The sequence below is a fragment of the Luteolibacter pohnpeiensis genome, assembly GCF_016595435.1.
Lineage (GTDB): Bacteria > Verrucomicrobiota > Verrucomicrobiia > Verrucomicrobiales > Akkermansiaceae > Luteolibacter > Luteolibacter pohnpeiensis.
This window is the reverse complement of record NZ_JAENIJ010000011.1, coordinates 92,144-113,398: the sequence shown is the minus strand read 5'-3', so window position 1 is coordinate 113,398 and position 21,255 is coordinate 92,144. Positions and strand designations below refer to the sequence as shown.

The following is a 21,255-nucleotide window of genomic DNA, read 5'->3' as shown; positions in this document are numbered from 1 at the left end:
TTCGCTCCGGAACGGGCGGAGGTCGATGCGTTTGGTCGCACAGATGCCGATGAAACGATTGAACGCTTCTTTCCGCTTCCGGGGCTTTCCGGCATACTTGCGGAAGCCTTCGTGACTGGCGGTGACCATTACAAAGGGACATTACAAAGGGACAGGCCTTGGCCTTCATTACAAAGGGACAGGCCTTTAGTAAGAATCGAGCTTGCCGAATTTCTTGGATTGGGTAGGGTGAAGCTATGAGACGGGCGCGTTGGCTGGCTGAATGGCGGAACTCGGATGGGAAACCGGTGTTCTACCATTGCATTTCACGTGTGGTGGAGCGGCGGTTTGCGTTCGGGGCGGAAGAGAAGGAAAAGTTTCGCGCACTGATGCGCATGCAGGAGAAATTTACAGGCTGCCGGGTGGTGGCTTATTGCCTGATGTGCAATCACTTCCATTTGCTGCTCGAAGTGCCGCCGATGAGTGCAGAGGGGATTTCAGACGAGTTGCTGTTGAAGCGCTTATCTGCGATTTACAGCGAGGCGTTCGTCGCAGAAATTGCGGAGCAACTGGCCGATGCTCGCAAGCTCGGTCAGGAAAAGCGCATCGCGGAAATTCACGAGCGCTTCACGTATCGCATGCACGACCTGGGCGAATTCATGAAGGGCCTGCTGCAGCGATTCACCCAGTGGTTCAACCGCACGCAAGGCCGGACAGGTCGACTTTGGGAAGATCGATTCAAGAGTGTGATCGTCGAAGACGGATTCGCTGCGAAGACAATGGCGGCTTATATCGATTTGAACCCAGTCCGTGCGGGCATGGTGAAGGATCCGGCGGATTATCGCTGGAGCAGTTATGGCGAAGCGATCGGCGGCGGCCCGAAAGGAAATGGCAAGACAGCCAGGGCGGGATTGGTGCGAGCACTGCGCGCCCATAAAGGTGTCGGTGCGGATGCGGGATTTTGGAAAAATGACGTCGCTCGGGAATATCGCAAGATGCTGATGGAAGGAGCTTTGGAGAAATCCGAAGAGGTGATTGACCGATCCGGAAAACGCGTGAAGCGGACTTTGCGAAAAGGAATTTCACGCGCGGAGGCGGAGAGATCTTCGAAAGATGACGGTGATTTGCCAATGGCTGCGACGCTACGAAGACGCGTCCGCTATTTTAGCGATGGTGCCGTGATTGGTAGCCGCTTGTTTGTGAATGAAGCATTTCGAGCCACTCGCGAGCGCTTTGGTCCTAAGCGGAAAGATGGCGCACGAAAGTTGATCGGGAATGCAGCACCATTATCCGGCCAGCTTTGGAGCATCAGAGATTTGAAGCGGGGAGTTGGGTGACTCTGATAGGTAACGCGTGACAGGTAACAGGGATTTGAGAGCTAATATTTTTCCTTCGCAGTTTCTCTTGGTGCCGATGAGAGCATTTGTGACTTGGTGACTTGAAAAATCTAAGCTGATTCATCAGATGTTGAGTCTCGGTGGAGATCTAACAAATCGAGTTTAACAACGATCAACTAGCGATCTTTTCCCATATATCCCAAGACATCTGCCTGCTCGTCGTTCGGCAGAGTGGCAATCCAGGCTTTGACAGCAGGTGCGTCGTAAGCACTCCAGTTTGCGGCCATGTTGCGAAGCGTCCATTGTCGGGTTGTTCCAGTAGGAAGCTTTTGCACCCATCGGGTTGCAGCGGATGGGTCATTCAATACTAAATTTACGGCGATCTCCGAAGCTTGTTTACTGGTTTGTCTTTCCCAATTTGACATGGTGGATTGCTCCTCATCGGTCGGAGGATGGTTGACAGCGGTAAGAATCAAATCGGCCGCAAGTTTGGTGGGGATGGACGAGACATTACCCGTTTTCACTAAACTCTGGGCCATCTGCGCTTGTTCTGCCGCAGGCAAGGCTTGGATTCTTTTGGCAAAGTTCTGCCCTTCATTTTCGGATATTCTGTAGAGCTTGTTTAGGAGATCCCTAGCATTATCGGAATCATTTGGATTTGCCAACAGCTTGTCGAAAGAAGAACTATATCGATCGGATTCACCTTGCTGGTTAAGTTTCTGGTCGAGTTGTTGCTCCAGCTTATCCTTGAATCCATTTTCATCCTCCTGCAGTTGTTGGAGCCATTCCTTTGCTGCTGCTGGATCTTTCTCAGAGAGAGATATCACCGCTTGTGAGTATGTGTAGCGGAAGGTCTGGTCGTCCAATGGATGATCGGTTAGATATGTCAATGCCTTCTCAGGTTCACTGTATCGCATCACCATCAGTGCATTCTTGCGAAGACGGTCTGCGGTGTTCGTATCAATGCCAGCTGAAGCGTAGTCGGCCTCAAGCCAGCGGCTTGGATTCGTCTGGAAAATGGTTCGAGATTGATCCTTCGCTATGACATCGATCCATTCAGCTGGAAGTTGATCTAAATGGTCAATGAATTGGTTACCGAGTTTTCTGGTGATTTGAAAATTTTGGATGAGTTTGGCAAAACGGACTTTCGCGTCTGGCAGTTCTAGCAAGTGGTCGAGCCCGCTCATGAAATCCTTCTGTAGATGGGTACCCGTTAGAATGGTTTCAGCATTTTCCCGCAGGGGGCTTGGCCATTGGGATGTTGTTGCCTCTAACAATTCAGGATGATGTTCCGCCAGACTAGTTAGCGCCGTACTTGCGTCGAAATACTGGTTTTTTGACGCTTGGAGAATCAAGTCCAGCGCCTGGCTCGGCCGTAATTCCACCAGGCCCTGTAGGAACGCAGACCGGAGCTTATTTGCGATTTTGGGGTCCTCCTGGCCTTCGACGAAAGCCAGCGCGCGATCTGGATCGAGCCGTGCCCACCGGGCGGCGATATCGTTGAACATGGTCCAGTTCTTATTCAGCCCCTCCTCCATCAAACCTTCAGGATCTTCCTCCAGCCAGCGACGGCGGCAGATGTCGAAAAACACGTTTAAGCATGCCGAATCATTGATCCCATATCCGTTGTGGGCGAACCACCCGGGCATCTCGGATACCGGGAGTTCCGATGCTAGCTGGATCGTGGCCCGTAGCCGTTCACGGGCATTCGGTGCGGAGTGCACGGGGGCGAGCCGGGCGATTACATTTGTCGGTAAGGAGGATCGCTTCGACTTGTTTCGCGTATGGCTGGATCGTGTGGATTCCAACGTCATCACGACTGGCTTGTTGGAGCGATTTGTCGGGTGCTTCATCAACCATCCTGCGCCAAGGCCCACGCAAAATAGCAATGCTGTGACGTGTATGGGTTTCATCGATTCGAAGTTTGAAATGTAGGTGAGAGTGCTTCGCGGTCTTCAGCGCTCAGGTTTGCCTGGCTGAACCAGGCGGAAGCGGCGTCGGGATTGTCTGAATACCACCCGCTGATGAATTGCCTCATGATGGATTGGCGATTTTTTCCGGCAATTTGCTCAATGGTGGGAATGAAAGCACCGAGATCACCCTGGCCTTTGTATTTGGAATAAACGACCTCCAAGGCGCTTTTTTGAATGGATGGACTATCAACATGGATTGCCCACTCAGCGAGTGCTGTGGAATCCGTGGTCCCCCATTGATAAAGCATGTTGTAGGTCGTTTGGGTATAAGCATCACCCTGCACGGATAGCGCTGCATTCAAGGTCCCTTCGGGATCGGTTTGGATCAGTCCTTGTATCAAGCTGGCCATCTCACCGCCGCCACCTTCAGAGGATGCTCCATCCTGATATTCGATTTTTTTTGAGCTAATTGCATCCACTTTATCTTCTAACATCTCGGTGAATATTTCCAGTGAACGAGCCGGATCGTCCTTGAGATTGCTTTCTGCAATTTGTGCAAGCTGCTGGGCTGCGATTTTCTTCGAAGGATTGGCTCTCGCTTGCTCCATGGCCTTTTCAGGATCCGATCGGATGAGCTGTTGGAAAATCATGGATTCCACCTGCCTCCGGAGATTTCCATGAGGAAGCGAATCTGCGAGCTGAGGGAGCTGATCAGGGTTCTCACGTTCCAGGGTTTTTAGGGTTTCAACAGTATTGATCCCGCGGATGGCAGTTTGCTTTTCGAATATCCATTTCAAGGCTGCGACAGGATCTTCGCGCAGCCATGCCTCCAGGGGTTTGGAATCGAGGTATGACTGATTCTCAAATGAAAATTTCACCGCAGCCTCAGGGTCGGTATTGGTGAGGCCTTCGATGATGCCGCGGACCGGCAAGCCATTTTTGCCGGCATCCGGGTTCATTTGGAGAAGTCGCATGGCCATTTCTGGCTCCCTTTGACCAATGCCGTAGAGAATTTGTCCGAGTTGATCTGGCTGATGCTCGCAGGCATACTCATACGCGGCAGTCGGATCGTTTTTCGACCACCCCCACCACGGGATATGACTGAAAGAGGTGCCTTCGGCTGCTTGGATGGCGGCAATCGGATCATCACTGGTCCAGCGAATAAACAGCATGTCCAGCATGCGCGTATTCGGCGTGGTTTTTTCACTGAGCGCGTGCCAGCAGTCTTCGTAATCAGCCGGTCCTGCATCGACCAGCCACAAGGCTAGCCTCGGAAAGAGATCGTCCTCATTCAGTGCCATCAAATCATCCAAGCTATCGTAGGATCTTAAATCAGAAGGGATGCTATTTCCTGAGTTTTTGGTAAATGGGCGAGTCTCGTCTTCATGACCACTGGAAGAGGACGATCTTGCCGCTTTGTCAGGTGCTGCCTCTGCAGGTGCTTCTGAATTTGGCGAGGTGGAATGAATCAAATACCCGCTGGCAAATCCCACCGCTAAGGTGGCGACCGACAAAATAGCACGCGGTAAGGATGAGTTGCTTGGAGGCATGATTGAGTTCATTGAATAGAAGAATTGTATGAACTCAAGCATCAAACTTGTGGCGTATTTGACGGTGAAAAATGGTTGATAATGACAACGAAAGGTTGACAAGGGCAACTAAATGAATTCCGTTTGGTCCGGGCTTCTACAAGTCCGATTCGTATTATGGCCAATCCAATTCCATCGCAGAAAGTCCACCGCGTCCGACATGAACTTCATCGGCGTGAGGTCCGGGTAAAGTGCATCGAAAAAATCAGCCCGGGTTTCATGGCGATCACTTTTGCCGCTGATTCGCTGAAAAACTTTGTCTCATTGTCTTTTGATGACCACGTCAAATTGTTCCTGCCCGATGGTGACGGCGGGAGTTTGCGGCGCGACTACACACCACGACGCTTTGATCTCTTGAAGGGTGAACTCACCATCGAATTCGGGATTCATGCCCACGGTGCTGCATCGGATTGGGCACAGTCTGCGAAAATCGGTGATCAAATTTCCATTGGCGGGCCTCGTGGATCGATGGTGATTTCTAAAGATTTCGATTGGCATCTGCTGGTTGGCGATGCGGCAGGACTTCCTGCCATTCACCGTCGGCTGGAAGAACTTCCCGCCGATTCCCGAGTGATGGTTTGCCTGCAGTTGCCCAATCACGAGGATCGGCGCGATTTCTCGGAATTCTCGCATGCGGAGGTTCAGTGGATGTCCGATCCGGATGAGCTGGTCGATGCAATCCATCGGCTTATCCTACCGGATGGTGAAGGTTTCGTCTGGTGTGCGGGTGAGGCAAAGCTGATGTCGGCGTTGCGACAGATATTCGCCGAGGAAAAGCAGGTGGACCGGCAACACATGCGCATCGCCTCCTACTGGAAACATGGTAGTTCCGATTTCCATGAATCATTGGTCAGTCCGGACGTCGATTGAATGACTCAAGTTTGCCATGTTCCCGTTGATTGCGACATTTTGTCTACACCTTAAGTTCCATTGGTTTGCAAAGGTTCCTGATGACGTCCGGAGATCGGATTTGTATCGTCGCGGGCATGCAAAACGTTGATCTGCCATCTTATTTCCGGCGCATCGGATTTACCGGAACCGCTTCGCCTACGATCGAAACTCTGAGCGCGCTGCACCTGGCGCACATTTCCAGCATCCCATTTGAAAATCTTGCCGCGTGGACCGGGCGGCGTGTGCATTTGGACTTGGAGTCGATTGAGGCCAAGCTCGTAGCGGGTCGCCGCGGTGGTTATTGCTTTGAACACAACGCCTTGTTTGCCGCGGTGTTGAGGCAGATTGGATTCGAGGTCACCGAGTTGATCTCACGGGTTACCTGGAATCAACCGCCTTCGGGGTTCACTCACATGCTGTTGCTGGTTGAGCTGGATGGCGATCGCTGGATTGCCGATGTTGGCTTCGGAGCTGTGGGGCAGACGGTGCCATTGCTGCTTGAACCGGATTTGATCCAATCAACACCCCACGAAACGCGGCGCTACCGGCTGGACCAAAATGTTTATACCCAGCAGATGTTGATCGGCCCGAACCGTTGGGAGGATTTATATCACTTCGAGCTCAAACCGGTTCTGCCGATCGATTATGAAGTCGGGAATTGGTATACCAACAGCCATCCGGAATCGTTGTTCCGGAAAACGCTGCTCACGACCTTGCCTTGTGCCGATCACTGGCGGGTGATTGCTTTTGGAGAATACACCTTGCGATATCTTGATGGCCGGGTGCAGACGCGTCCGATCGAAAGCGATGAGGATTTGCGTGATCTGTTAGTTCGGGATTTCGGCATGCCGGAAAATGACCGATCGGTGCTGCAGGCGAGCTTGTTCCCAGCGGAGATGATGACACCTGTGGGATAAAGAAAAAGGGACCAGGCCGACTGACCTGATCCCTTTCGGTGGATCTCAATGGATCAAATCAAGCGGATCGTTAGCGCGCGAGGAGTTCGATTTCCGAGAGCGCTACGTTGTCACCTTCCGAAGTGATCCGCAGCCGGTAGGTGCGGAACGCCTTAGGTTCGGAGATTTCAAATGGCTTGGTTTGGCGGTGATATTCAAAGCTCACCTCTTTCCGCTCGTCCAAAGTGGTCCAATCGCTGCCATTGTCACTGCCTTCCAGCACCCAGGCGGACGGGCTTTCGCCTCTGCCGGGAGCGGTCAGGGTGTAGAACGTTGGCGCGGAGGTCGCGGCTTCGAATTCAATGGTCACGGTTGGCTTGGCGACATTGAATCGGACTTGGGTGGCCGAGGAATCATCGAACAGCGGCTTGACGTTGTTAGACGCGGTCGAGCTGGTCGTCGCGCCTTTCAGGCCGGTGATGTCCGCGAGTGGTTTGGCGACTTCCGTGCCTTGAGTAAGCGATGGGAGCCCATCGTTTTCACCAGTGCCCCAATCGGAGAACTTCGAGTCCATTTCAAAGTTCATGGTGCCGCCGTTCGTGAACAGGTCCGAGTTGATCGTCACGCTGCTGTGTGGGCTGCCGTTGACCTCAAGGGACTGGACATAGACGTTGGACGGGCTGTTGTTCGTGGTGGTGATCACGAGGGATTTTCCGTTGGCCAAATGCACGGTGGCCTTGTCGAACAGAGGTGACCCGACCACCAGTTGGTTGGTTCCGGTTTGCATCGGATAAAGGCCCAGAGCGTTGAAGATATACCATGCGGACATTTCGCCGTTATCTTCGTCACCGGGGTAGCCTTGGCCGATTTCGGTTCCGGCGAAGGAACGTTGCAGGGCATCGCGGACGATCTCCTGAGCTTTTCCGGGAACGCCGGCGGCATTGTAGAAGTAGGGAATGTGGTGGCTCACTTGGTTGCTGACGCCCCATTGGCCGAAGCGGCCGTCGCGAGCTTCGACTTCTTCGTGGATCGGCCCGAGCGAGGTTTCCGGAGTCGAGAAGAAGGCATCGAGACGCGCCTCAAGCTTGTCTTTGCCGCCGTAGAGATTCGCAACTCCTTGCGGATCTTGCGGCGCGTGGTAGCCGAAGTTCCAACCGTTGGTTTCGGTGTATGGACCGAACCATTTGGTCGGATCATATTCTTCCGGTGAAAGGTCCCAGGTGCCATCCGCATTGCGAGCTTGGAAGTAGCCGATCGATGGATCGAACAGGTTCACGTAGTTCTTCGCACGCTCAAGATAGTAGGCCGATTCTTCACGGAGGGTTGCTTTGCGGCTTTCCGGTGTGGCGGGATCTTCCGCGAGTTTGGCCGCCATGTTGCCGATGCCAAAGTCGTTGATGAATCCTTCAGTCGCCCAGGAAACACTCTCGTGCTCCGACTTCGGAGTGAAGCCGAGGAACAATGAAGTGGTCAGGCCTTTGCGTCCGACGTTCTGGTTGCGCGATGGAACGGAGGCGTTTTTCACAGCCGCGTCATAGGTCGCGAGCGGGTCCTTGAGTTTCACGCCGCGGATGTAGGCGTCTGCGAAGGCAACGTCCGAGCTGGTGCCGGTCATGATGTTGGCATAGCCAGGTGAGGACCAGCGGGCGATCCAACCACCATCCCGATATTGATCGGTGAAACCATCGATCAGGTCCGCTGCGATGTTCGGATAGAACAAGGAGTAAGCAGGCCAGGTCGTGCGATAGGTGTCCCAGAAGCCATTGTTCACATACATCCGGCCGGCGACGATTTTCGCGTTGGTTTTGGTCGCAGTCGCATCGCCGGATTTCGGACTGACCGGGCTGGCGTAGCGATAGTCGGGTTGCGCCTCAGTGCCGACGTTTTCGAACTGGGCGTTCGGGTAAATGTTCAAGCGATAGAGGCAGCTGTAGAGCGTGACCAATTCGGTTTCCGATGCGCCTTCAACGGTGATGACGCCAAGTCGATCGTTCCAAATCTTTTGCGCTTCAGCCCGGATGTCATCGAAACTCTTTTCACCGACTTCCATTTCCAAATTGCGGCCCGCTTGTTCCAGACTGATCAGCGAGGTTGCGAGACGGACGGTCACCACTTTGTTTTCACTCGTGTCAAAGGCGGCGTATTTGGTCAGCTGATAGCCGCCTTCGGCAACTCCGGTGGCGATTGGCAGTTGATCAAATTTTCCGGAAACGAACATCCGGCTTTGGCCAACGACGAAGCCGGCGCCTTTGTCGATCCAGCCCGTGATGATGCCGGTTTTGGGATCGATGTTGAATTCTCCGTCACCCGTCGGCGAATCGAGAACCACGCTGCCGCGATCACCCGGGAAGGTGAAGCGCATGATCATGCCGCGATTGGTCGGGGTCATTTCCGCCATCGCGCCGCTGTCCAGTTTCACTCCGTAGTAGTCTGGCTGCGCGGTTTCATTCGCATGATCCATGGTTGTGCCGCGCACGGACGGGTCGCCGCTTGGAGCAGCGCCACCTGGCACCGGCATCAGCGAGAATTGATCGCGGTCGCCCATCCACGGACTTGGTTCGTGGGAGATGGAGAGGCCCTGAAACGGCGTGCGGTTCAGCGAATTGTTTTCATGCTGATACGAATACTCGCGGGATTGCGCGCGGGCATTGGTCACGGGAACCAGGAAGTTGAAACCATTCGGGATGGTGGTGATCACTTCGTTCGAGCCACGGGAAAATGCGCCGGAAGAATTGGTGCCGCGGCGGGTGTCGACGTAGTGGGTCAGGCTGGAGCCGTCGATTTTTGCAGGCTCGGCTTCGATTTTAATATCGTCGATCCATCCACCAAATGCCGTGTCAGCCGTGCCTCCGGGATTGTCGTAGCTCAGCTGGATCGCACTGATGGTTTTGCCCGCGGCAAATTTTCCGATGTCGATGCGAACCATGTTCCATTGATTCGGATACAGAATCTTGCCGGTGCCCTGGCCTTTGGCGGTCGCCGAAATTTCGTAAACGTCCAACGGATTCAGATCGGACAGCTCACTGCCATCGGTAAACTTCAAGTTCACCGCCACATGGGTCGATGGATACTGAAGATCGGTCGCGGTCAGTTCCGGGAAAATCAGGTAGGAAAGACGCGAGTCTTTACCGACCGGAATATTCACATCGAACAAGCGGTTGGTCGCAAAACCTTCTCCCGCAGCGGTGTGACGACCGGCATAGCGGAGCGCCTTGTAGCCGGTGAAGCCCATGTTTTCTTTGATGTTGTAGCCACTTTGCGGACCATTGCCGATTTGCGTGGTCATCGGCGAAAGTTTCGCGGCTGGATCTTCCTGAGTTGCGAGATCCCAGTCGGCAAGTTGCAGGGTGCCGGTCGAATGGTTGGACAGAATTTCCAACCGGTAGAAAGTGTAGTTGCCTGGCGATTTGATGGTGTATCGCTTGGTCACGCCGCGCTGGCGTTTGTCCCATGACTGATCTTTTTGCGCGTCGAGTTCCGTCCAGTCGGAACCATTGTTAGAACCCATCAATTTCCAATCGCGTGGGTCGCGTTCCGGTGCATCGTTGGCGGAAGTCAGGCTGTAAGTTGCTGCGGCACCTGGCTTGGAAAGTTCATACTGGATCCAACCGGAATTTTTGAACACGAGCCATTTGCTGCTCGCGTCCGCGTCTGCCAAACGAGCAGCGGTTTCGTTCGGAGCATTCTCATCGCTGGCGCTGATTTTGGTGATGAATTCAGCGAGGGAGTTGGCAGGTTTGCCAGCGACATTTTGCTGGAACGTCCGTCCGGCGGTCGCGGGCTCTGCCTTGTCGGCGAAAACCTGCGGTGTTTCGTAGGATTCGAAAGACGAGGAAAAGCTCGTTGAATCCGCTGCTACCGATGCGAGTGGCATCGCCATGAGCATCATGGAAGCGGTAAGTCCTGTTGGAAGTTGGTGGCGGAAATGAGGTGTCATGTTCAACGCCGTGAAACCTGACCCACACCCTTCGCGCGGTCAACCTGATCATGGCTGGTGAAGCCGCAGCCGCCGGACCAAAACGAAGGCCGAATCCCCGACGATCCGACCTTCGCCCCGGCAGATCTTTCCTACTGAGTCCCTTACCGCTGGCGGCGGAAGAACCATGGCAGCAGGCCCGCGATGCAAAGAAAAATGGCGCTCGGCTCCGGAACGATCGATACGGTGACATTGTCGACATAACCGTCGATGTAAGCACCCTGCGGAGTTTTGTTTTCGGAAACACTCAACAGCATGCTGCGTGCGCCGACGGGAATTGCCGACTCCAGCGAGTCCGTGTCCCAGCCCCTTGAACCGGTTCCGCCGCTCAAGGTTGAAACGAAATCCGAACCGCCGATTTCGATCGGGCTTCCGAGGTTACCGCCCAATGCATCCAGGAACTGGACGGACACGATCGCGAAATCGTTCTGGCTTTGGTAGGTGCTGAACTGGGCGGCGAGCGTGAGATTGAGCGTGCCGGAATCCACCATCTCGTTGGTGTATCCCAGCTCGGTCAGTGAAAGCTCAGGCGCGCTGAAGGAAACTTCGAACATGACTTCGCCCGCACCGGCGGGATTTCCGCCGTGGGCATAGCGCGAACCGGCTGCCGGTGTCAGCGAGTTGGCCAGCGTGTAGTTTTCGTTGTAACCGTAAGTCGGAAGGCCGAACGCGTTGGTTCCGCCTTCAAAGTCTTCAGTAAAAACGACGGCGGCTGAACCGATCTGGGCGAATGCGATGAGCGGAATGGCGAATCGAACGAGACGATTCGCGAAGTGGGTTGGGTGGATCAACTTCATGGGTATTGCAGTGAGGTATCAAACACCCTGAGGCTCAGTCGTTCAGCGGCGAAAGTTGCATTTTCGTCGAACGCCGTGGATTTTCGTCCAAGCCGGATTTCACTGCGGAATCGTGACCCGATAGAATCGGGCCGCTGCCGCAGGAAGTGGATCTCGAATCGCGATTTTCCAATCGCCGAATCCCTGCGGAGTCGCTGAGTCGATCTTAGAATCCGTGAATGACGGGTCTTCATCGAAAGCCCAGAATGGCAACCATTGCCGCATGTCAGCGGAATGCTCGATCATCAAGCCGTAGCCCAAGGCAAAGTCGGAGATGGAGAAATTGAACGTCGCGCCCGGGCTGGCTGGCGGCTCGATGGCCGGTTGCGGCTCACCGGTTGGAGAAATTCCCAACAGCATGGAGTCCCGGTTGCTGATGCCGTCGTGATTGGCATCCGCTTCCGGCGAATTGCCGAGCTGGGCAAACCAGCGCTTTTCCCAACCATCAGCCATGCCATTCGAATCGGCATCGGCTGCTCCCAATGCGTAGGTGCTTAGGACTGCCGCGTGGTCAGACGGCCAGGAATTTCCACGGATCGGGCTGATGTCGGAGCCATAGCGGCCGATGGTCACTTCGACTTCAGTGTGAAAAACCTGGGAGTCGATCAGTTTCAGGCCAGCTCCCTTGTGATAAACGAAATCGATCCGGTCCTGCGGTTCCTCTCCTTTTTGCAAGGTCGACCAGGTCGTGCCCGGTTCGCTCACCGGATCGGCATGCTTGAGGCGGAATGAATCGATCATGCCAGCAGCGGCGATCTGGCTACTGACCGGCCAGGGAATGGCTCCCACATGGTCGTGCGCGGCTGCATTTTCAGCCGTCCAGTCGAGGTGTGATGGTGCGTTGAAGTCGCCTGTTAGAAAAACCGGGATTTCATCCGCAGCGGAAAGTTTTGCCGTCATCGCTTGCAGGATCGCAGCGATCTGGGTCGCCCGCTGCGATTTGTTTTCTTCGGCCAGCACGCTGCTGACGGTGGCGCCGTCAATCTCCGCCGCATACGGTCCATAATGCGATGAATCGAGATGGCAGTTGAACAGGATCACATCGCGCACCGGATCGGTGGCCAATCGAATGCGCGCACCCACCGCCATGCCAGCGGTGTAGGTTTCCACGATCGGATACCGGCTGATGATTTGTGCGCTGCCGCTGCCACTGGAAGCGCGATGCCATCCCAGTTCATCGGCTGCTTGCTGGGCGACAGCGTTGGTCGATTCCTGGAGGCCGATGATGTCCGCGCCCGATTTCACAATCCCTCGGATCGCCTTGTTGAAACCGTCGTCCATCCGCGTCCATTGATACCAATTGTTGAAACTCATCACCTTGAACCGTGGAACGAGTTGCTCGCCGGGATGGTCGATCTGAATGGTCGCGGAAATTTCGGCGACCGCGTCCGGTTGCGCGCCCGCGACTTGAAAGGTGAACGTCTGCAGCCCGTGGTCGGCCTCACCTGGAGTCCCGGACAACTCACCATTTTCCGCGACGGCCAGCCAATCCGGCCCGGCAGTTTTGGAAAATTTCCTCAAACCACCAGTCGTCGCATACGCGGAGATTTTTCCGGTATAGGGCGACCCGCCGACTGCGTGAAGCAGCTCGATTTTTTCAACCTGCCAAACCGGGATGAAGTTCACATCCGCAGCAACGACCACCGGCACCGGGCCGGCAAGTGCGCTGTAGCCATCGTTCGCCAAAAACCAGGCCTGATAGGTTCCTGCGGCAAGCCCCGGCTCGGTGAAATGGACACTGCCAGAAGTCAAAGACCCTCCGGCGTTCTGGCTGTCGCTGGTGTATTTCCAGATCAAGGAAGGAGGGTTCCCGGACGGTGTGATGCCGGTGGGATAAAGGCCGATCCAATCGGTCGCATTTCCCGGACCGCCGGAGAAATGGAGTGTGATGGTTTCCCCGATCTGGAATTCCGGTTCGCTCGGTTCGAGTGTGGCAGCGCGTGCGATCATGGCGCTGGCGCACAGGCTCAGCGCCAATCCCGACATCAGGCGGATGCCGAATCGCCGGGCAGGCGTGAACGATTTGAAAATTGAGGGTCGGGTTGGGTTCATATCGGTCCCGATTGTTGCCATAGCCGCGTGTTGTGCATGGGTAAGAATCGCTTTCGAGGTGGCATTTTCGTCACATGGACTTTGAATAGGAATGCATTGCCCAGATCCGGGCATCGCTGATAGGACGTCTCACGCACATGAAACAGAAATCGGAAATCCGTCGCCAGATCGGTGTGCGTTATCCCGATTGGACGGGGCTGACGCCACGGGTTTTGCCAGGAATTGTCGATTTCATGCGCAATGGCGAGGTCTGGAACATCGCCACGGAAAATAGCTCCGCTGGCGAAATGGAAAGCATCCGACTGGATGGAAAATGGCAGGGCGACGGGCTGATTTTGTATCGCTCGACAGAAAAAGAACTGGCAGAGCTGCGGGCGCGGCGGATCGCCGTGGTTCTAACCAGCAGCGAAGGTCCGGACGGCGGATTTCCGCGCGTGGTGCCGGACAACGAGCAGGTCGGGCGCTTGGCGGCCCGGCATTTGATCGAGTGCGCGCTGCCGAATTTCGCTTTTCTCGCCCGTGGCGAAACGCTCTATCAGGAATCCGAGTTTGCCCCAGGATTCCGCCATTATCCGCGCCAGCGGTTGATCGGATATCGCTCCGAGCTCGCCCGATATTCGATCGCACCTCAAGTCCACTATTTGGAAGGACGCCCGCTTTGGAAAAAAGAAAGCTGGATCGAAGTGCAGGCAGAAGTGAGCCGGATTCTAACCGAATTGCCAAAACCTTGCGGGCTGTTCGCTGTGGATGATGCCCTCGGCGCGGTGGTTTTGCGCGCGGCGGATCAACTGGGCATTCGCGTGCCGGATGAACTGGCGGTGATTGGATTTGGCAATGATTTCTCCTATTGCCACGCCAACCACCCAGCGCTCACCAGCATTCCATTTCCGGCGGAAGAGTTAGGCCGGGCTGCGGCATCGGTTTTGTCAGAAATGATGCGTGGTGTAGTTCAGGAAAATCGGGTGATCAAGATCCCGGTCGATCCCGTGGTTGCACGGGATTCAACGGACACGTTTGCCATTCCCGATCCGGAAATTCTTCAACTGGTGCGGAAAATCCAACGTGAAGCCCCTGCGGATCCACTGCGTGTGACCGAGCTTGCAGAGTCGTCCTCGCTTTCGCTCACCACCATCAAGGCGCGGTTCATCAAATACCTGCGACGCAGTCCCAAACAGGAAATCCAGCGGGTTCGACTGCGCCATCTCTATCATCTGTTAGATCATTCATCGCTCACGCTCGCCGAAATTTCGGAACAGATGGGCTTTGTGAGTGCTCACGAAATGAGCCGATTTTTTCAAGCTGGCACCGGTCGGCGTCCGGCAGAATACCGGGAATCCCGCAAATGATTTCGCAATCGCGGCTGTAACAAAACTGGCGAATTGCTTATGAATGGAATCGCCAGCCATGCCGCTCAACTCAGATCCAAATGCCAAGAAACGCCTGTTTCTGACCACCCGTTGGTCCGTGGTGGCGGATGCGCGCCAACCAGCATCCCAGGATGGTGCGGATGCCTTGGCATCACTCTGCGAGACGTATTGGTATCCGTTGTATGTCTACGTAAGGAGCAAGGGGCATTCCATCCACGATGCTCAGGACCTGACCCAGGCATTTTTTGCCAAATTGTTAGAGAAAGGCTATTTGCATTCGGCTCAGCGTGAAAAAGGCAAGTTCCGCACGTTTCTGTTAATGGCATTGAACCGGTTTTTATGGAATGAATGGGATCGCGGGAACGCAAAGAAACGCGGTGGCAACATGACTCATTTTTCGCTGGATGCCGACGTTGCTGAGCATCGCTTTGCGAGGGAAGCTACTGCTGGATTGGCACCGGATGAAATCTATCAGCGGAGGTGGGCGCTTACTTTGCTGGATCAAGCCATGGCGCGATTGAGGACGGCTTATTCCAATTCGGGCAAGGAGAGGGAATTTGATGCCTTGAAGACCACTCTCACCGCTGATCGGGCAGGGGTTTCCTATCAGAACATTGCTCAAGCTCTGGATATGACTGAAGGCGCGGCAAGGGTGGCGGCGCATCGATTGAGAAAACGGTTCCGTGAAATGTTTCGGGAGGAAATCGCTTCCACGGTAGCCAACGATCAGGAAATCGAGGAAGAAATTCGTTATGTCGTCTCTGTATTGAGTCGGGGTTGAGTCAATTCATCCTCGATGTGTAACAAATGGAATCGCAGTCTTATTCCATAGGCATGACTTCATCCGAATTTTCCTCACCAGCATGCCCGCGTTGTTCATGCCCGCTGCCTGAGGATGCACCAGAAGGGCTTTGCCCGCGTTGTTTGGCTGCGATCAATTTGGAGACCCAGTCTCTGTTCGATGAACAGATGAGCACCGCTAGGCCAGTTCCTCGTATTGCAGACATCGCAAAATATTTTCCTCACTTGGAAATCCATGCCTGCCTGGGGCGCGGTGGGATGGGAGTGGTTTACAAGGCCCGGCAAATATCACTCGACCGATGGGTCGCCTTGAAGCTGTTAGCGCCCGAGTGCCAGCAGAACCCCGAATTCAAAGAACGGTTCATGCGCGAAGCGCAGGCATTGGCGAAGATCAATCATCCGAACATCGTAACGGTGCACGATTTCGGGCAGATCGATGAATTCTACTTTTTGCTCATGGAATTTGTCGACGGTGCCAATCTTCGACAGCTGCTCAACTCCCATCAGTTCACTCCGGAGCAAGCGCTCGCGATCGTGTCTCCTCTGTGTGACGCGCTGCAATACGCGCACGACCGGGGAATCGTCCATCGCGACATCAAGCCAGAGAATTTGTTGATGGATTTGGATGGGAAATTAAAGGTCGCCGACTTCGGACTGGTGAAATTGTTAGATGCTGTTTCTCCTACGGATAAACACTCTGTAGGCACGCCATGCTACATGGCACCTGAGCAGAAGACTGATCCTGAAAACGTCGACAACAGGGCGGATATTTATGCATTAGGAGTGGTGATTTATGAAATGCTGACCGGTGAGTTGCCTGGAGAGTCTTTCATGGCTCCATCCGTGAAAACCCCGGTCGATGCGCGGCTCGATGATGTGGTGAGGAGAGCCATGAATCCTGAGCCGGCGAATCGGTATCAACACGCCAGTGGGCTAAAGACGGAGGTGATGTTCATTTCGAGCAGTTGGAACAAATCAGAATGTTCATCTGCACGTGCGGAACGGCCAGTGGGAAGAATGAATGTGAATCGTTTCATTCTACCTGCATGCGGACTGATGATTGCAAGCAGCCTTGCCGCCGGATTGAATCTAATTTCGGGGTTGGCATTATTCATCCGATTCAAGAATGGGGATTTCTCAGCCAGCATTCCCTATCGAGGTTTGTTGCCATTGGAACTTGGCTATCACCATCCCGCTTTTACGATACCTGCTCGGTATGCTGAAATGTTATACGGCTACACACCGGGCTTTGTGGTTTTAGCTTACCTGATTCTTTGTTTGGCCCTGGTCCTGAATCTCCTCGGTGTCTACGGCGCCCATCGTATGAAAATCGGCAGCTCTAGGAATTGGTCAGTCTTTGGCTGCGCAATCGCTTTGCTGCTCGGATTTTTCATGATGGTGGTTCGATGGAGCGATGTTTTGAGTGCCATGCTTGCCTTGGCACAAATTGGAACCGGTATCTGGGGGCTGATGATGCTTGTGAGTGTCCGATCCCATTCATTCCCGCAAGTGCAGGAAAAGTTAACGGACCATTCTCAAGTGATTGAACTCTCCAATCAGGAACACATCTGGTGGATCAAAATTCCTGGAATCGGGCTGATAAGCGCTGCTGGATTCAATTTGGCTCTACTCCTGATAGCAGCGCTGGGAACATTGCAGGGTCCCATGCATTCCCCGGACTCTTGGGTGCAAGTCAATCTGCTGCCGGTGGCTATTATTCTCCAAGCATTGGTGCTTTGGGGGAGTATCGAAATGCGTAGCAAACGCGGCTACCCTCTGGCGCTTCTTGGGGCACTTTGTTCGATGGTGACAACCCATATTGTATTTGTTGGGTTGATCTGGAAGATATGGAGCCCGTTGTTACTGGTAGGTATGTTGCTCGGGCTGGTATTTGGCGCCTGGGGGTTTCTTTCTCTTTTGAATCCAAGAGTGAGTGGCTCATTTCAACGTCATGGCAGAGTGATACCCAGATGGATTTATTGTTGTTCAGGAATGATGATTATCCTGCTTATGATAGTTCTGCAATGGCGCTGGATTATGTTGTGAATAAGGAAGTTTGTGTTATATAAAATCTAAGTTCGCAAGGTGGATTTACTGAGTTCTATTCAGTGACAATATATTCACTTTAAATGGCGGCCCTTTGAATTGACCCATAAGCTAAACAGCGTTTCTCTGCGATCGCCGATGGCGGGGATATTTCATCTTTGATGATCCATCGGATTGATATTTCAAAATCCATGACAGCATCGAATATGAAATTGACGGTGGGTCGCCTGCTAGTTGCTACGGCACTGACGGCTATGCTCTCTACCAGTAGTGACGCGGCAATGGTAGGCCAGTGGGTAGGTGATGATTATACCCAAGGTGATAGCTCCTGGGCCTCGAGGGTTGATAACATTCCAGCGGTTGCTGTGAATGGACCATTTACCACGGAAGAACATTTCAATGGTCACCGGGCGGTTGATTTGATCAGTGAATACTTTCAGGTGGAAGCTGCAGATAATCCATTGGCAGCATCTACCCAATTTACTTTGGCCGTTGCCTTCTACCCGATGGAGGAGGGTGCCAGTGCGGCGAATTATTACCAGGCTTCCGGTTTGGTAGGAATGGAAGAAGCCGGCATTGTCAACGATTGGGGCTTGGGCTGGGGTGGGGCGAAGGTCGTCGCCGGGATCGGTAATCCGGACCTTACGATCAGTTCCCCGGTAATTGAACTCAGCAAGCTTCAAGTTGCGGTCCTCACCTGGAATGGTGCGACAGGCGTGGAAACGCTCTACGTGAACGGTCTTCAGGTTGCGACCCAATCTGGCACAGGCAGCAGCGATAGGAATTCCAATGGTTTTTCGATTGGTGCCATGACTGCCACCGGCAGTTTGCCGTTCAACGGACAGATCGGTGAAGTCAGACTCTATAACACCGATGAAACGGAGAACGTGCAGGCCATCACCAGTGATTTGCTGCAAACCTATTTGGCAGAATTGCAACTTCGAACGGTCGAGGTAAATGCACTCAACTCGGGGACGATCACCATCAATGATGCTTCGAGTGTCCAAGCGGATGCTTCCGGAAATTTCACACTTTCCTTGAATGGTGCAGAGGTTCAAGCGGAGAACCTTCAAGTCGAAAAATCTGAAGGAACGACGACGATTCATTTCCAAGCCGCTCTAACAGCGAGCACTGCCTACAATTTCAGCTTGGGTGTTCCACTCATCGGCGGCGGAACCGCAACAGTCACGGGAACGTTCGACACGTTGCGGCTGCCAACCAGCATCCCGGGGATTGAAGGGAGTGTCGGCACTTGGGGGATCCGCGAGATCGTCACCAGCGGAACCTCATCGATCGCTGATGCAGTGTTGATCGCGACCCAGGATGCCTCCACCATGCCGGCTATTTTTGAGGGATCGTCACCGGTTTTCAACCATTCAGATCCTGATACCAATGGTGTGACGACTTGCGGCAATTTCAACAATGACTTCGATGTGCTGAGCAATACAAGCGCCGGGGACGACTGGGTGGTGGTTGGCAAAACCAAGATTCAAGTCCCGGCTGCAGGAACCTATACTTTTTCTGTTCACAGTGATGACGGGTTCGCCATGCGAGTCAGTGGTGCCTCCGGTGGCAGATTCATTTCTTCGAGTGGTGATGGTTCCATTGATGCACTGGATGCGAAGACTATCTATCGAGATGGGGGAACATCTGACTCTAACACCCGCGGAGTCTACCAATTCGATGCGGCTGGAACCTATGATATTCTTTATCTCGGCTATGACGGGACCGGTGGTGGATTTTATGAAGTTGCCTGGGCTCCGGGCGAATATGTCTACGATTTTGATACCAACCTATGGAAGTTGGTTGGCACGCCAGACGATCCGAGTATCCCAGCATTTCGTGAGCGGTATCTGGCCAATCTCCCCGGACCCGATGGCGATAGCGGAACCTTTGGAATGCGAACCTACCTTCAGGCCGGTTCACCAGGGACTCTCGTAACCAATTTGGATGAAGCGAACACATTTCTCAGCAATACCATGCGAGATGCGACCGACAGCGATCAAATGACGATTGATTCGGTTCAGCCTTATTTGAATTTCCAGGACCCAGACAGTGGGGGCGCGCCATATTTGTCATTCGTGCAAACATTCCCCGGCAATCAATCGGGAGATGACAATAATGTCGTGACCACAGCGAAGGGCAGAATGGTGGTCTCAACCTCAGGGACATATACCTTTGCGATCGGCAGTGACGATAGCTTCCTGCTGCGTTTCACCGGTGTGAATGGCACGCCGACACCCGCCTTCAAGCGCGCGACTTTTGTTAGAGCCGATCGCGCAGGGCGATTTGAGATGTCGCATCCAAACGAGCTGTTTTTCAATACAACCGGCCAAACCAACACCCGCGCTACGATAGATCTGCAATCCGGGACATACGACATCGATTTTATCCATGTCGAAAATACCGGGAACTACTACTATCAAGTTGGATATGCCTTTGGTGAGTTCCTTCACGGAACCGATCCCGCAGATGGATTCAAGCCTGTGGGCTATAATCCCCCTGCAGTTGTGAATGTCCCGTCAATCGAAGACCCTGGCTGGACCATGGAAAGCTCCTTGTTCGGCCTCAGTCAGTTTCCAGATACCGTTGCAGGGGCCAATCAACGGATTGACTACACTCTCGCTCAGGACCCGGTGCCAACTGGCGCGGTCACGACTCAGCCTGATCTGAATTTCAGAGATCCAGAAGATGGGGTCGAAGGACCCATTGGCAACAGTCGTGCCTGGCCGCTCGATACATCCGCTGTGGATAACTCGGGAGCAGCCCGTGCTACGGGAACTTTAGTAGTGACGCAGGCAGGAAGTTATGTCCTGGGGTATCGTGGTGACGATGGAGGCGCACTGTATATTTACGGGGAAGACGGCTTGCCGGATCCTGCATTCAAACAAATCATCGCGACCAACCTGCCAAACTCCGCGCGCATCGATCAAGCCCCGGACAGTGATGTGAACAACGCCATCATCACGGACGTAACGACAGGAAACAGTCTAACATACGCCAATGTCGACTTAGCAGTCGGGCGCTATCGCATTGAAACCGTCTATTTCGAAAGCACTTCCGGATCATGGTGGGAAGTTGTCGGTGGACGGGATGCGGGTGCGTTTTTCAGCTACCCTCTGCTTTCATCGGGGACGGAGCAAAGCATCATCCCCACTGCTGGCTTGGCACTGGTTTCGAAAGATACCGTGGTTGAGCCACCCGTGGAGGAAATCAAGATCGCCAACTTCACTTTCTCAGGCACGCCACCTAGTTCGGTAAACTTCGAGTTCAACTCAGCAACAGACGAAACCTACGTGGTGCAGGCATCGATGGATTTGTCGAACTGGATCGACATCCAAACGATTGGGGACGTTACGGGTATCACCACCAGCGTATCGATCGATCTAAGCACGATTCCAGCTTTGAATGGCGAGCCAAAGGTCTTCTTCCGGGTGATACAGAATCCTTGAGATTCGGCATCGAAAACCCCTCTGGTGTTGCAAGCCATCAGAAGGGTTTTCATTTTGTTAGAAAAGGACAGTATAGTAGATTATCTGCGTCGAAATGGCTGATTGGTTTGCTGTTCTGGT

Annotated in this window: 14 protein-coding genes; 8 read left to right on the top strand and 6 right to left on the bottom strand. The window is 53.8% G+C overall.

The features are described from left to right. Together JIN85_RS21355 and JIN85_RS08980 are read left to right on the top strand one after the other, a co-directional pair. The coding region (locus JIN85_RS21355; RefSeq protein WP_234047327.1) for a hypothetical protein at positions 1-240 on the top strand (240 nt) is incomplete at its 5' end. Beyond that, positions 237-1,316 carry a transposase gene (locus JIN85_RS08980; RefSeq protein WP_200269808.1) on the top strand — a complete coding sequence of 360 codons (1,080 nt, stop codon included), beginning with the start codon at positions 237-239 and terminating at the stop codon, positions 1,314-1,316. The genes JIN85_RS21355 and JIN85_RS08980, both read left to right, overlap by 4 nt. Before the next feature lie 176 nt (positions 1,317-1,492). Here JIN85_RS08980 and JIN85_RS08975 read toward each other — a convergent pair whose 3' ends face one another. Then, positions 1,493-3,229 (bottom strand): hypothetical protein, encoded by a 1,737-nt coding sequence (locus tag JIN85_RS08975; RefSeq protein WP_200269806.1) that lies wholly within the window; start codon positions 3,227-3,229, stop codon positions 1,493-1,495. Continuing rightward, complete coding sequence (locus tag JIN85_RS08970; RefSeq protein WP_200269804.1) at positions 3,226-4,779, bottom strand: hypothetical protein; 1,554 nt, start codon at positions 4,777-4,779, stop codon at positions 3,226-3,228. Before JIN85_RS08970 ends, JIN85_RS08975 begins: the two co-directional genes overlap by 4 nt. Before the next feature lie 156 nt (positions 4,780-4,935). Between JIN85_RS08970 and JIN85_RS08965 the strand changes: the two genes are divergently transcribed. Both JIN85_RS08965 and JIN85_RS08960 read left to right on the top strand, forming a co-directional pair. After that, positions 4,936-5,688: a siderophore-interacting protein gene (locus tag JIN85_RS08965; protein ID WP_200269802.1), complete on the top strand. Its 753-nt coding sequence runs from the start codon at positions 4,936-4,938 to the stop codon at positions 5,686-5,688. A 116-nt stretch (positions 5,689-5,804) separates the two neighbouring features. Continuing rightward, on the top strand, positions 5,805-6,626 hold the full coding sequence (locus JIN85_RS08960) for an arylamine N-acetyltransferase family protein (RefSeq protein WP_200269800.1): 822 nt from the start codon (positions 5,805-5,807) through the stop codon (positions 6,624-6,626). 70 nt (positions 6,627-6,696) lie between these two features. Here JIN85_RS08960 and JIN85_RS08955 read toward each other — a convergent pair whose 3' ends face one another. The 3 genes from JIN85_RS08955 to JIN85_RS08945 form a co-directional block, all read right to left on the bottom strand. Further along, complete coding sequence (locus tag JIN85_RS08955; RefSeq protein WP_200269798.1) at positions 6,697-10,542, bottom strand: GH92 family glycosyl hydrolase; 3,846 nt, start codon at positions 10,540-10,542, stop codon at positions 6,697-6,699. 143 nt (positions 10,543-10,685) lie between these two features. Further along, positions 10,686-11,378: a hypothetical protein gene (locus tag JIN85_RS08950; protein WP_200269796.1), complete on the bottom strand. Its 693-nt coding sequence runs from the start codon at positions 11,376-11,378 to the stop codon at positions 10,686-10,688. A 99-nt stretch (positions 11,379-11,477) separates the two neighbouring features. Continuing rightward, entirely contained in the window at positions 11,478-13,469 is a 1,992-nt protein-coding gene (locus tag JIN85_RS08945; protein ID WP_200269794.1) for an endonuclease/exonuclease/phosphatase family protein, read from the bottom strand. 137 nt (positions 13,470-13,606) lie between these two features. On the opposite strand from JIN85_RS08945, the gene JIN85_RS08940 reads away from it, so the two are divergent. Continuing rightward, complete coding sequence (locus JIN85_RS08940; protein WP_200269792.1) at positions 13,607-14,815, top strand: substrate-binding domain-containing protein; 1,209 nt, start codon at positions 13,607-13,609, stop codon at positions 14,813-14,815. Positions 14,816-14,858: 43 nt separating this feature from the next. Continuing rightward, positions 14,859-15,617, top strand: coding sequence for an RNA polymerase sigma factor (locus tag JIN85_RS08935; protein ID WP_234047326.1), 759 nt, complete (start codon positions 14,859-14,861; stop codon positions 15,615-15,617). 40 nt (positions 15,618-15,657) lie between these two features. On the opposite strand, the gene JIN85_RS21350 is transcribed toward JIN85_RS08935, so the two are convergent. Then, positions 15,658-15,843, bottom strand: coding sequence for a hypothetical protein (locus tag JIN85_RS21350; RefSeq protein ID WP_234047333.1), 186 nt, complete (start codon positions 15,841-15,843; stop codon positions 15,658-15,660). On the opposite strand from JIN85_RS21350, the gene JIN85_RS08930 reads away from it, so the two are divergent. Together JIN85_RS08930 and JIN85_RS08925 are read left to right on the top strand one after the other, a co-directional pair. Then, the gene (locus tag JIN85_RS08930; protein ID WP_325108829.1) at positions 15,806-17,683 is read left to right on the top strand and encodes a serine/threonine protein kinase; all 1,878 of its coding nucleotides are present in this window, start codon (positions 15,806-15,808) and stop codon (positions 17,681-17,683) included. The two genes, JIN85_RS21350 and JIN85_RS08930, sit on opposite strands and share 38 nt — an antisense overlap. Positions 17,684-17,874: 191 nt before the next feature. Continuing rightward, positions 17,875-21,135, top strand: coding sequence for a LamG-like jellyroll fold domain-containing protein (locus JIN85_RS08925; protein ID WP_200269788.1), 3,261 nt, complete (start codon positions 17,875-17,877; stop codon positions 21,133-21,135). Positions 21,136-21,255: the final 120 nt, after the last annotated feature.

What these genes read in the sequence shown, in the direction of transcription:
- JIN85_RS08980 (WP_200269808.1), top strand. Translation starts at nt 237, where the DNA reads ATGAGACGGGCGCGTTGGCTGGCTGAATGGCGGAACTCGGATGGGAAA.
- JIN85_RS08975 (WP_200269806.1), bottom strand. Translation starts at nt 3,229, where the DNA reads ATGAAACCCATACACGTCACAGCATTGCTATTTTGCGTGGGCCTTGGC.
- JIN85_RS08970 (WP_200269804.1), bottom strand. Translation starts at nt 4,779, where the DNA reads ATGCCTCCAAGCAACTCATCCTTACCGCGTGCTATTTTGTCGGTCGCC.
- JIN85_RS08965 (WP_200269802.1), top strand. Translation starts at nt 4,936, where the DNA reads ATGGCCAATCCAATTCCATCGCAGAAAGTCCACCGCGTCCGACATGAA.
- JIN85_RS08960 (WP_200269800.1), top strand. Translation starts at nt 5,805, where the DNA reads ATGCAAAACGTTGATCTGCCATCTTATTTCCGGCGCATCGGATTTACC.
- JIN85_RS08955 (WP_200269798.1), bottom strand. Translation starts at nt 10,542, where the DNA reads ATGACACCTCATTTCCGCCACCAACTTCCAACAGGACTTACCGCTTCC.
- JIN85_RS08950 (WP_200269796.1), bottom strand. Translation starts at nt 11,378, where the DNA reads ATGAAGTTGATCCACCCAACCCACTTCGCGAATCGTCTCGTTCGATTC.
- JIN85_RS08945 (WP_200269794.1), bottom strand. Translation starts at nt 13,469, where the DNA reads ATGAACCCAACCCGACCCTCAATTTTCAAATCGTTCACGCCTGCCCGG.
- JIN85_RS08940 (WP_200269792.1), top strand. Translation starts at nt 13,607, where the DNA reads ATGAAACAGAAATCGGAAATCCGTCGCCAGATCGGTGTGCGTTATCCC.
- JIN85_RS08935 (WP_234047326.1), top strand. Translation starts at nt 14,859, where the DNA reads ATGGAATCGCCAGCCATGCCGCTCAACTCAGATCCAAATGCCAAGAAA.
- JIN85_RS08930 (WP_325108829.1), top strand. Translation starts at nt 15,806, where the DNA reads ATGAGCACCGCTAGGCCAGTTCCTCGTATTGCAGACATCGCAAAATAT.
- JIN85_RS21350 (WP_234047333.1), bottom strand. Translation starts at nt 15,843, where the DNA reads ATGTCTGCAATACGAGGAACTGGCCTAGCGGTGCTCATCTGTTCATCG.
- JIN85_RS08925 (WP_200269788.1), top strand. Translation starts at nt 17,875, where the DNA reads ATGACAGCATCGAATATGAAATTGACGGTGGGTCGCCTGCTAGTTGCT.